10 protein-coding genes are annotated in these 11,710 nt (G+C 71.3%); 5 read left to right on the top strand and 5 right to left on the bottom strand.

The features are described from left to right. The gene (locus tag EDF18_RS10020) at positions 1-1,674 is read right to left on the bottom strand and encodes a GspE/PulE family protein (protein ID WP_123547669.1); all 1,674 of its coding nucleotides are present in this window, start codon (positions 1,672-1,674) and stop codon (positions 1-3) included. 376 nt (positions 1,675-2,050) lie between these two features. On the opposite strand from EDF18_RS10020, the gene EDF18_RS10015 reads away from it, so the two are divergent. The 4 genes from EDF18_RS10015 to EDF18_RS10000 all read left to right on the top strand — a co-directional run bounded on the left by EDF18_RS10015 (position 2,051) and on the right by EDF18_RS10000 (position 4,432). Beyond that, positions 2,051-2,800: a hypothetical protein gene (locus EDF18_RS10015; protein ID WP_148050078.1), complete on the top strand. Its 750-nt coding sequence runs from the start codon at positions 2,051-2,053 to the stop codon at positions 2,798-2,800. Further along, positions 2,800-3,396, top strand: a complete 597-nt coding sequence (locus EDF18_RS10010; RefSeq protein ID WP_123547667.1) for an ATP/GTP-binding protein — start codon at positions 2,800-2,802, stop codon at positions 3,394-3,396. Before EDF18_RS10015 ends, EDF18_RS10010 begins: the two co-directional genes overlap by 1 nt. Next, positions 3,393-3,893, top strand: coding sequence for a roadblock/LC7 domain-containing protein (locus tag EDF18_RS10005; RefSeq protein ID WP_199732415.1), 501 nt, complete (start codon positions 3,393-3,395; stop codon positions 3,891-3,893). The genes EDF18_RS10010 and EDF18_RS10005 overlap by 4 nt, the downstream gene beginning before the upstream one ends. Before the next feature lie 179 nt (positions 3,894-4,072). After that, positions 4,073-4,432: a hypothetical protein gene (locus EDF18_RS10000; RefSeq protein WP_123547666.1), complete on the top strand. Its 360-nt coding sequence runs from the start codon at positions 4,073-4,075 to the stop codon at positions 4,430-4,432. 148 nt (positions 4,433-4,580) lie between these two features. Here the strand turns inward: EDF18_RS10000 and EDF18_RS09990 are convergent, their stop codons facing one another. Both EDF18_RS09990 and EDF18_RS09985 read right to left on the bottom strand, forming a co-directional pair. Next, positions 4,581-5,120, bottom strand: a complete 540-nt coding sequence (locus tag EDF18_RS09990) for a GNAT family N-acetyltransferase (protein ID WP_123547665.1) — start codon at positions 5,118-5,120, stop codon at positions 4,581-4,583. Between the two features lie 79 nt (positions 5,121-5,199). Continuing rightward, the gene (locus tag EDF18_RS09985; RefSeq protein ID WP_123547664.1) at positions 5,200-5,502 is read right to left on the bottom strand and encodes a helix-turn-helix transcriptional regulator; all 303 of its coding nucleotides are present in this window, start codon (positions 5,500-5,502) and stop codon (positions 5,200-5,202) included. Positions 5,503-5,593: 91 nt separating this feature from the next. On the opposite strand from EDF18_RS09985, the gene map reads away from it, so the two are divergent. Next, on the top strand, positions 5,594-6,364 hold the full coding sequence (map, locus tag EDF18_RS09980) for a type I methionyl aminopeptidase (protein ID WP_123547663.1): 771 nt from the start codon (positions 5,594-5,596) through the stop codon (positions 6,362-6,364). Positions 6,365-6,476: 112 nt separating this feature from the next. Here map and EDF18_RS09975 read toward each other — a convergent pair whose 3' ends face one another. Further along, on the bottom strand, positions 6,477-7,607 hold the full coding sequence (locus tag EDF18_RS09975; RefSeq protein WP_123547662.1) for an N-acetyltransferase: 1,131 nt from the start codon (positions 7,605-7,607) through the stop codon (positions 6,477-6,479). Positions 7,608-7,806: 199 nt separating this feature from the next. Next, positions 7,807-11,688 (bottom strand): DNA-directed RNA polymerase subunit beta', encoded by a 3,882-nt coding sequence (locus EDF18_RS09970; RefSeq protein WP_123547661.1) that lies wholly within the window; start codon positions 11,686-11,688, stop codon positions 7,807-7,809. Positions 11,689-11,710: the final 22 nt, after the last annotated feature.

Here is an 11,710-nt window from a genome sequence, read left to right as displayed (position 1 = left end):
TCACGCGACGACCCGCAGGATCTCTTCGACGCTGGTCAGGCCGAGCTTCGCCTTGGCCCAGCCGTCGTGGCGGAGGCTTACCATGCCCTGCTCGGTGGCGACGCGGGCGATCTCGGCGCTCGACGCGCGGGAGACGGCGAGGCGCTCGATCTCCTCGGAGACGCTCATCACCTCGTGCAGGGCGATGCGGCCGCGGTAGCCCGTGTTCGAGCACTGCGCGCAGCCGACGGGCTGGTAGACGAGCGGCGCGGGCTCGTCGAGGCGCACCGGGAACCGCAGGTGCTCGAGCTGGCGGGGCGTGTACGAGGTCGGCGTCTTGCAGCGGTCACAGAGGCGGCGCGCGAGTCGCTGGGCGACGACGCAGTCGATCGCGCTGCCGACGAGGAACGGCTCGATGCCCATCTCGGTGAGGCGGGTGATCGCGCTCGGGGCGTCGTTCGTGTGCAGCGTGCTGAGCACGAGGTGGCCGGTCAGCGACGCCTCGATGGCGATCTGGGCGGTCTCGTGGTCGCGGATCTCGCCGAGCAGGACGACGTCCGGGTCGGACCGCAGGATGCTCCGCAGCGCGCCGGCGAACGTGAGGCCCGCCTTGGGGTTCACCTGCACCTGGTTGATGCCGTCCATCCGGTACTCGACCGGGTCCTCGACGGTGATGACGTTGATCTCGGGGCGCGCGACCGCGTTGAGCGTCGTGTAGAGCGTCGTCGACTTGCCCGAGCCCGTGGGGCCGGTGACGAGGATCATGCCGTAGGGCTTCGAGTACGACGCGGCGTAGACGTCGAAGTTGCGCTCGAGCAGGTTGAGGTCGCGGAGGCTCATCGACGTGTTCGAGTTGTCGAGGATCCGCATGACGACCTTCTCGCCCCACACGGTCGGCAGCGTCGCGACGCGGAGGTCGATCTGGCGGCCGCCGTGGCGGACCGACATGCGGCCGTCCTGCGGGCGTCGACGCTCGGCGATGTCGATCTCGCTCATGATCTTGAGGCGCGAGATCACGCCGTTCTGGATGGCCTTCGGGGCCGGCTGCATCTCGTGCAGCACCCCGTCGATGCGGTAGCGGATGCGCACGTCGTGCTCGGCCGGCTCGATGTGGATGTCGGAGGCGTGGTCGGTGATGGCCTGGCTGACGAGCAGGTTGACGAACCGCACGATGGGCACGTCGTCGTCGGGGCCGGAGGAGGCGATGTCGGCCTGGGCGGCCTCGATCGCGCTGGTCTCCTCCTCGAGCGTCGAGGTGAGGTCGTTGAGCTCGTCGTCGGCACGGAGGTAGCGGTCGAGCGCGGCCTGCAGGTCGGCGCGGTCGGCGAGCACCGGCTCGACGCCGATGCGGAGCGCGGCGCGCACGTCGTCGATCGCGAAGACGTCGCCCGGGTCGGCCATCGCGAGCAGGAGGAGGCCGTCGCGAACGGCGATCGGCAGCACGCTGTGCCGGCGACAGACGGCGGCGGGCACCATCGTCACGGCGGCGCGGTCGACGGGGTAGTCGACGAGCTCGACGAAGTCGACGCCGTTGGCCTGTGCCCGGGCGCGGGCGACCTGCGCGGGGGTCACGGTGCCGGACTCGAGCAGCTCCCGGATGGACGCCTCCTCGTCGGCGCCCCGGCGCCCCACGCGGTCGAGGTGCTCCATGGGCAGCAGCCCGTGCAGGATCAGGATCTCGGTCATCGAAGCCACGGGTGCATCTCCTCGGTACGCGCGCCCGGCAAGTCGGGGTCCTGGCGGCAGGTCCTCGGGAGTCGTCCCGAGCAGTCGCCACGCTACGGCGGGGCCGCCCGCCCGACACGTCCCAGTGAGGGTGCCCCCCGTCTGCGTCACAGCCCTCCGCGGCGGGCTGCCGGTCGGCTCCGCGGCACCGCCCGGCAGACACGAGGAGGCGCGGCGACCGCCCAGAAAGGGGGTCGCCGTCGCCCAGAACAGGGGGTGGCACGCCGCCGGACCGGCCTGGTCTAGTGGACGACGGCGATCCTGGGCCCGACGACACGTGTGGCCCAGTTCACGGATGACGACCGCCGAACCCCCCTAGGAGCCACGCACGATGCACGGTCACGAGATGACGTTCGAGCCTGCCCGGACCGCACCCGCGGACCCTCAGGCCCCCCACACAGGCGCCGCCGCCGGCCCCGAGACGACGGGCATCACCGTGCCGTCGTTCGGCTGGACCGGCGTGGCCATCGCCCTCCACCGCCTCCAGCAGCAGCCGACCGCGTCGATCGTGGTCGTCCGCCAGGCCGACCACCTCCCCCTCGTCGTCGACGTGGAGACGAACGCCTACTGGTGGGACACCCCCCTGACGGCGTTCCCCGCCGAGCCCGTCGACATCGACGTGGTCGTCGAGGCCAAGGACCCCGCCGTCGAGGCGTCGCGCCCGCCCGGCACCGACCTCGACGCGCTGCTCTGGCTGATCGGGAACAACTCGTTCCTGGGCGAGCTCGCGTGGTGGCTGCAGCGCGACGACCGCTACAAGCTGGTGCGCTGGCCCAACTTCACGATGCTGACGCACACCCCCGAGCAGATGCGGATGACCGCGATGCTCGGCTACACGTTCCTCCCGGTCGGCGAGCTGGCCAACGCCAGCGAGTCGGATCCGGCCGAGGCGCGGCGCCTCGTCAACGCGTTCAGCCTGATGCGCCTGCTGCGCGCCGAGTCGCCCGAGCCTGCCGCGGTCGCCGCCGGCTCGTCGTCGTCTGCCTCGTCGCCGTCTGCCTCGTCGTCCTCCTCCGACCCCGAGTACGTCAGGGTCGCCCCGCAGCCCCGCCGCGGCGGACTGTTCAGCCGCCTGCGCGACCGGCTCGGCCTCTGATGGCCGAGCACGTCATCCTCTTCGGCGGCCCGATGGGCGCCGGCAAGACGACTGCGATCGAGACGCTCAGCGAGACCGAGGTCGTCCGCACTGAGGCCGCGAACACCGACCGCGCCACCGCCGACAAGGACACCACGACGGTCGCCCTCGACTACGGCGAGATCACCCTCGGCGAGACCGACAAGGTGCGCCTCTACGGCATCCCCGGCCAGCAGCGGTTCGACTTCATGTGGACGATCCTCAAGGAGCGCGCCAAGGGCATGGTGCTGCTCGTCAACAACGACGCCGCCGACCCGGTGGGCGAGATGCTCACGTTCCTCGACGAGTTCCGCGACCTCTACGACCGCGGCGGCGTCGTCGTCGCGGCGACGCGCTCCGACGTCTCGGCCACCCCGACGGTGGCCGACTACTCGGCGGCGCTGACCGAGCGCCGCCCCGACCTGGTCGTGCCGGTGTTCACGGTCGACCCCCGACAGGAAGACCAGATGCGCACCGTCCTCATGACGCTCGTCGCCAACATCGAGATGCGCGAGATGTTCTCTGCACCCGCTGCTGCTGCCGCGCCCTCGCAGCCCGCCGTGGCGGTGGCCGAGTGAGCCTCGCGCCCCACCTCGACCCCGTCGTCGTCGACCTCGGCCGCCGGGCCCTGCTCGACATGGGCGAGGTGAGCCGCTCGCTCGTCTACGGCTCGTTCCTCACCGACGACGGCTTCGAGGTCGTCCACGTGCCCGACGGCAAGGTCGACGCGAACCGCTTCGCCAGCATGGCCAGCTCCATCCAGGCGCTCAGCGAGGCCGTCGCCCGGGAGGTGCGGATCGGCTCGAGCGAGTACGTCATCATCGCCTCCGAGAAGGGCCACGTCATCCAGCTGCGCGTCCCCGGGCACCCCGTCGTGCTCGGCGCGCTGTTCGGCGACGACGAGACCCTCGGCAAGGCCCTCTCGGTCGCGCGCCGCTGCGCCCAGCAGCTGGCCGCCTCCTTGGCCGACCGCCCGGCCGTGCAGCCCGACGCGGCCGCCCACGAGCCGGACGCCGCCGTCGAGCACGGCGACGCACGCGCGCACGCCGACGCCCACGGCGTCCCGGCGCTCTGACCCTGGCCAGGCACGCAGCCCTGCCCCTCCGACCGCTCCGGCCGCACCTCCGCGGCCGGCTGCCGAGCGGTGCCCGCCCAACGCCGGCACCGCTGCCCGCACCACCCCTGACCCGACCAGGTCAGGGCCGGACAGCTCACACCCGAACTGCCTTGACCCGAACAGGAAGCACAGACACCATGGCGAACATCTCCGACTCCCTCGAGACCCTCCTCACCGTCGACGGCGCGATGGCGGCCGCCGTCGTCGACAGCGCGTCCGGCATGCTGCTCGGCGGCGCCGGCACCGGGATCGACCTGGAGCTGGCCGCGGCCGGCAACACCGAGGTCGTCCGCGCCAAGCTCAAGACGGCGAAGTCGCTCGGCCTCGCCGACTCGATCGAGGACATCCTCATCACCCTGTCGAGCCAGATCCACATCATCCGCCCCCTCGCCAGCAACCGCGAGGTCTTCATCTACTTCGTGCTCGACCGCTCGAAGGCGAACCTCGCCCTCGCTCGCATGAAGTCCAAGGAGGTCGAGGGCCAGCTGGCCTTCTGACCCGGGCCGCGGCCCCCTGAGCCGCAGCACCCCGACGGGGCGTCGACCACTGAGGTCGGCGCCCCGTCGTCGTGCGCGGGTGCGGGCGCGTGCGGATGCGGATGCGGATGCGGATGCGGATGCGGATGCGGATGCGGATGCGGGCGGTCTAGTCGAGGAGGCGCTGGTACAGCACGTGCTCGCGCCACTCCCCCGCGATGCGGAGGTAGCCCGGCGCCGTGCCGTACTGCTCGAAGCCCGAGGCGGCGAGCACCGCACGCGACCCCGCGTTGTGCGGCAGGGCGCTCGCCTCGAGGCGGTGCAGGCGGAGGGCGGTCGCCGCGAGGTCGACGACGACCGCCAGCGCCGCCTTCGCCAGGCCCTGCCCCGTCCGCTCCCGGTCGACCCAGTAGCCGACGGCCGCCTTCTGCAGCGGCCCGCGGACGATCTGGTTGAGGGCGATCGTGCCGACCACGCGGTCGCCCTCCATCAGGTGGAACGGCTGCTGCTCGCCGGCGGCGGCCGACGCGATGCGCGCCGTGAGCATGGCCCGCTGGCCGGCGGGCTCGAAGAACGACGGCGCCCGCTCCGGGTCCCACGGCGCGAGGTGCTCGCGGTTGCGCCGGTGCGCCTCGGCGAGGGCGGCGGCGTCGCCGACCCGCGCCTCCCGCAGGAGGACGGTGTCGGTGAGGGCCTGCTCGAACTGCACCCTCTGACCCTAGGCCGCGCCCGCGCCCGGCGTCGTGGGCCGGTGACGCAGCCGTCGGGGGACGACGTGGCCGAGGGGGCTAGGAGGCGAGCGGCGCGTCGACGGGGACGACCGCCTCCTGCGCCTGGTCGCCCTGTGCCGGCCGGCTGATCTCGGCCCAGACGTCGTCGAGCGAGACGCCGACGACCTGCGCGATCGCGGCGATGGTGGGGAACGACGGGGTCGCGACCCGGCCGGACTCGATCTTGCGCAGCGTCTCGGGCGAGACGCCGGCGTCGAGGGCCGTGCGGAGCATCGACCGCTCGCCGCGCGCCTGCCGCAGCAGGGCCCCGAGGCGGCGGCCGCGAGCGACCTCGGCGGGGCTCAGCGGCAGACGGACCATGCGCAGAGCCTAGCGCGAGGAGGCGCTGGCCGGGATAGCATTACCGGGACAGTTGTCCCGCCGTCAGGCGGCAGACCCGAGGAGACGCCCCGTGATCGAGATCTTCAGCCCCGCAGAGCTGGGCCGCGCCCGTGACTCCGGAGCGCTGGTCGGGCACATCCTGCACACCGTCTCGCAGCGCGTCGGGGTCGGCACGAACCTGCTCGAGATCGACGAGTGGACGCGCGAGATGATCGTCGAGGCCGGCGCCGAGTCCTGCTACGTCGACTACGCCCCGTCGTTCGGCCGCGGGCCGTTCGGGCACTGGATCTGCACTGCGGTCAACGACGCGGTGCTGCACGGCCTCCCCCACGACTACGCCCTGCGCGACGGCGATCTGCTCACGCTCGACCTCGCCGTCGTGCTGAACGGCATCGCGGCCGACTCGGCCCTCAGCTTCGTCGTCGGCACCTCGCGTCCCGCGGGCAGCACCGAGCTGATCGAGACGACCGAGCGCGCCCTGGCCGCCGCGATCGCCGCCGCCGTGCCGGGAGCGAAGATGGGCGACGTCTCGTACGCCATCGGCTCGGTGCTCACCGGGGCGGGCTACCCCGTGAACGTCCAGTTCGGCGGCCACGGCATCGGCTCGACCATGCACCAGGACCCGCACGTCGCCAACATCGGGCGACCCGGCCGCGGATACAAGCTGCGTCCCGGACTGCTGCTCGCCCTCGAGCCGTGGGTCATGGCCGACACCGACGAGCTCGTCACCGACGACGACGGCTGGACCCTCCGCAGCGCGACGGGCTGCCTGACGGCGCACAGCGAGCACACGGTCGCCATCACCGAGGACGGCGCGGAGATCCTCACCGTCCGCGGCTAGCGCCTCCTGGCTGGCCGCTCGTCGAACCGCCGGTTCGCGGGGGCGTGGGGCGCGCGGACGCCCTCGAAGCGGCAGCTCGAGCCGCCGGGCACGCGGGCGACGCACGGGGGCGTCAGTACTCGCGGAGGTAGGCGGCCCGGCGCCCCGCGACCGTGAACCCGGCACGCTCGTAGAGGCCGACCGCACCCGTGGGGCTCGACGAGTCGACGTCGAGCACGCAGAGCTCGAAGCCCTCGTGGGCCTGACGCGCGAGGGCCGTCGCGAGCAGCGACTGCGCGAGGTGCCGGCCGCGCCAGGCCCGCCGGACGCCCACGTAGTCGACGTGGGCGCTGCGACCGCCGTGGGCCGGCCACTGCTCGGGCTCGACGGTGGTGAGCACGAAGGCGACCACCTCCTCCTCGCCGTCGTCGCCCGCGGCGACCGCCACGAACGACAGGTCGGGGCGGAACGTCGCCGCCCCGACGAGCATGCGCCACACCTCGGGCGTGCTCGCCTGGCTGCCCCAGTGGTCGACGAAGGCCTCGTTGCGGGCCAGCCGGGTCGCCTCCTCGCGGGGCGTCGAGTACTCCTCGAGCCGCACCGCGGGGTCGAGGGGCACGGGCTCGACCGGGCGGGTCAGGTCGCGGCTGAGCGTGCTCCACCACCGCGCGGGGCCGAAGCCCTGGCGCTGCAGCAGCGCCCCGTGGGCCTCCGCCTCCTGCTCGACGCCCGCCGCCAGCACGGCGGGCAGCACGTCGTCCGACCCGGAGAGGTGCTGCTCACCGCGCAGCCGCTGCCACTCGACGAGGTCGCGCCCGAGGCCCTGCCCGCGCCGACGCGGGTCGACGCCGCCGTCGACGGACACGCGTACGACCGACTCGCGGACGGGCCAGAGGAAGCTCAGGCCCCAGGCCACCAGCTGGCCGTCCCCCTCGTCGGCCACGAGGGAGTCGCGCTCGAGGTCGATGCCGGGCATCTCGAGCAGCTGGCGCATCGACGACAGCGACGTCACGTGCAGCGGGTGGTCGAGCGACGCCACGCGCCCGTCGAGCGCGTGCAGGGCGCCGAGGTCGGCGAGGGTCGCCAGGCGCCAGCGCAGGCCGTCACGGTCACGAGGGAGGGGCGCGTCCGGCCTCGGGACCCGGGCGCTGACGGGCAGGTCGACCGCCTCGAGCCGGACGCCCGCCGCGGCCTCGCCCCGAGCGACCGGGGGCTCGGGGTGCTCGGCGGACGGGGACGGCTGTGCGGACTGCTCGGTGCTCATCGCTCCATACTGCCCGGTCTCGGGAGCCGCTCAGGTCACGGGACCGCTCGCGAGCCTGCGGGACCGACCCGCGCCTCCCTGAGGTGCCCGGGAACCACGACGGGCCCCGTCCCTCGCGTGGTGCGAGGGCCGGGGCCCGTCGTGGTGCCTGGGGGCTCCGCAGGTCGTCAGACCCGCGGCGCCTCCACGGCGATCCCGATCAGTTGTAGGTGCCGGGGGTGAAGTCGTCCGACGAGAACGAGTCGAAGTCCACGAAGCTGAGGTCAGCCTCGGTGAACGACGCGTCGTCCGTGAACACGCGGTTGGGGTACCGCTCGGCCTTCGCCTCCTCCGTCGCCTCGACCGAGACGTCGCGGTAGCGCGACAGGCCGGTTCCGGCGGGGATCAGCTTTCCGATGATCACGTTCTCCTTCAGACCGACCAGGGGGTCGCTCTTGCCCTCCATCGCAGCCTGCGTGAGCACGCGGGTCGTCTCCTGGAAGGAGGCGGCCGACAGCCACGACTCGGTCGCGAGCGAGGCCTTGGTGATGCCCATGACCTCCTGGCGGGCGGACGCGGTCCGCTTGCCCTCGGTCAGCGCCGCACGGTTGATCTCGTTGTACTTCGACCGGTCGACGAGCTCGCCGGGGAGCAGGTCGGTGTCGGCGTGGTCGACGACGGTGACCTTGCGGAGCATCTGACGGACGATGACCTCGATGTGCTTGTCGTGGATCGGCACGCCCTGCGAACGGTAGACGTCCTGGACGCCCCCGACGAGGTGCTGCTGCACCGCACGGACGCCCTTGACTCGCAGGACCTCCTTCGGGTCGACCGCACCGGCGATGATCTGCGCACCGAGCTCGACGTGCTGACCGTCCTCGACGAGGAGGGTCGAGCGCTTGAGCACGGGGTAGATGACCGGCTCGTCGCCGTTGTCGAGGTTGAGGATGACCCGTCGGGCCTTGTCCGTGTCCTCGATCGTGATGCGACCGGCACCGTCGGCGATCGGGGACGCACCCTTGGGGGTACGTGCCTCGAACAGCTCCGTCACGCGGGGCAGGCCCTGCGTGATGTCGTCGGCCGAGGCCGAACCGCCGGTGTGGAAGGTGCGCATCGTCAGCTGCGTGCCGGGCTCGCCGATCGACTGGGCCGCGATGATGCCGACGGCCTCGCCGATGTCGACCAGGTTGCCGGTCGCGAGCGAGCGGCCGTAGCACTGGGCGCAGACGCCGACCGCGGCCTCGCAGGTGAGCACGGAACGGACCTTGATGGTCTCGACCCCTGCCGCCACGAGCTCGTCGATCAGCACGTCTCCGACGTCGGCGCCGGCCTCGGCCAGCACGGTGCCCTTCGCGTCGACGGCCGCGGCCGCCAGCGAACGGGCGAACACGGTGTTCTCGACGGTCGCGTCGCGCACCATGACGCCGTCGGCGTCGGGTGCGGCGATGGGCATCTCGAGACCGCGCGAAGTGCCGCAGTCGTCCTCACGGATGATGACGTCCTGCGAGACGTCGACGAGTCGACGGGTCAGGTACCCCGAGTCGGCCGTACGGAGGGCCGTGTCGGCCAGTCCCTTGCGGGCACCGTGCGTCGCGATGAAGTACTCGGCCACCGACAGGCCCTCGCGGTACGACGAGATGATCGGGCGGGGGATGATGTCGCCCTTCGGGTTGTTCACGAGGCCTCGCATGCCGGCGATGTTGCGCACCTGCAGCCAGTTCCCTCGGGCACCCGAGGTGACCATGCGGTTGATCGTGTTGTCGACCGGGAAGTTCGCCCGCATCTCGGCGGCGACCTCGTTCGTGGCCTCCGTCCAGATCTTGATCAGGTCCGCACGACGCTCGGCGTCGCTGATGAGGCCCTTGTCGAACTCGGACTGGACCGCTGCGGCCTGCTTCTCGTAGCCCGCCACGATCTCCGGCTTGCGCGGAGGCGTGAGGACGTCGGAGAGGGCGACCGTGACACCGGAGCGCGAGGCCCAGTAGAAGCCCGCGTCCTTGATGTTGTCCAGGGCAGCCGCGACCGCGACCTTGGGGTAGCGCTCGGCGAGGTCGTTGACGATCGTCGAGAGCGTGCCCTTGTCGGTCACCTGCTGCACGAACGGGTAGTCCGCCGGCAGGTTCTCGTTGAAGAGCGCGCGACCGAGGGTCGTGTCGAGCAGGATGTCCTGTCCGACCTCGTAGCCCTCGGGAGCCTCGCCCTCGGCGAAGTGCACGCCGTTCATGCGGATCTTGGCCATCGCGTTCAGGTCGAGCGTGCCCTGGTCCTTGGCGAGGATCGCCTCGGACACAGACGAGAAGGCACGGCCCTCGCCGACTGCGCCCTCGGTGACCGTCGTCAGGTAGTGCAGGCCGATGATCATGTCCTGTGCGGGCAGGGTCACCGGTCGGCCGTCGGACGGCTTCAGGATGTTGTTCGACGCGAGCATCAGGATGCGCGCCTCGGCCTGGGCCTCGACGGACAGCGGCAGGTGCACGGCCATCTGGTCGCCGTCGAAGTCGGCGTTGAACGCCGCGCAGACGAGCGGGTGCAGCTGGATGGCCTTGCCCTCGACCAGCTGGGGCTCGAAGGCCTGGATGCCGAGACGGTGCAGCGTGGGCGCGCGGTTCAGCAGCACGGGGCGCTCGCGGATGATCTCCTCGAGGACGTCCCACACCTGCGGGCGCGAACGCTCGACCATGCGCTTGGCGCTCTTGATGTTCTGAGCGTGCGACAGGTCGATCAGGCGCTTGATCACGAACGGCTTGAACAGCTCGAGCGCCATCTGCTTGGGCAGACCGCACTGGTGCAGCTTGAGCGTCGGGCCGACGATGATGACCGAACGGCCGGAGTAGTCGACTCGCTTGCCGAGCAGGTTCTGGCGGAACCGACCCTGCTTTCCCTTGAGCATGTCGCTCAGGGACTTCAGGGCGCGGTTGCCGGTGCCCGTGACGGGACGGCCGCGGCGACCGTTGTCGAAGAGCGCGTCCACCGCCTCCTGCAGCATCCGCTTCTCGTTGTTGACGATGATCTCGGGGGCACCGAGGTCGAGCAGTCGACGGAGGCGGTTGTTGCGGTTGATGACGCGACGGTAGAGGTCGTTCAGGTCGGACGTCGCGAAGCGACCACCGTCGAGCTGCACCATCGGGCGCAGCTCGGGCGGGATCACCGGCACGACGTCGAGCACCATCGCGGCGGGCGAGTTGCCCGTGGCGAGGAAGGAGCTGACGACGCGCAGGCGCTTGATCGCGCGGATCTTCTTCTGGCCCTTGCCCTCCGAGATCTGCAGGTGCAGGTTCTCGGCCTCGGTGGTCAGGTCGAAGCCCTCGAGGCGCTTCTTGATGGCCTCGGCGCCCATGTGGGCCTCGAAGTACATGCCGAAGCGGTCCTGGAGCTCGTGGAAGACGGCGTCCTCGGGCTTGAGGTCGCCCACCTTGAGCGTGCGGAAGTCCTCCCACACGCGCTCGAGGCGGTTGATGTCCTCGTCGAAGGCCTTGCGGGTCTGGCCCATCTCCTTCTCGGCGACGTCCTTCGCACGACGCTTCTGGTCGCTCTTCGCACCTTCTTCTTCAAGAGCGGCGAGGTCGACCTCGAGCTTCTGCAGACGGTCGGCGATGCGCGTGTCGCGCTGCGTCTCGAGCTGCTTGATCTCGAGGCGGAGCTCGTTCTCGAGACCGGGCATGTCGGCGTGACGGCCCTCGTCGTCGATCGAGATCACCATGTAGGCGGCGAAGTAGATGACCTTCTCCAGGTCTTTCGGCGCCATGTCGAGCAGGTAGCCGAGGCGCGACGGGACGCCCTTGAAGTACCAGATGTGCGTGACGGGGGCGGCGAGCTCGATGTGGCCCATGCGCTCACGGCGCACCGACGACTTCGTGACCTCGACGCCGCAGCGCTCGCAGACGATGCCCTTGAAGCGGACGCGCTTGTACTTGCCGCACGCGCACTCCCAGTCACGCGACGGCCCGAAGATCTGCTCTCCGAAGAGGCCGTCCTTCTCGGGCTTCAGCGTGCGGTAGTTGATGGTCTCCGGCTTCTTGACCTCACCGTGCGACCAGGCGCGGATGTTCTCGGCCGTGGCGAGGCCGATCCGCAGCTCATCGAAAGTTGTTGCTTCGATCAAAATTCAGTCCCTTGTCAGATGT

The organism is Frigoribacterium sp. PhB107 (genome assembly GCF_003751515.1).
Classification (GTDB): domain Bacteria; phylum Actinomycetota; class Actinomycetes; order Actinomycetales; family Microbacteriaceae; genus Frigoribacterium.
This window is presented reverse-complemented; position numbering and strand designations above follow the sequence as displayed.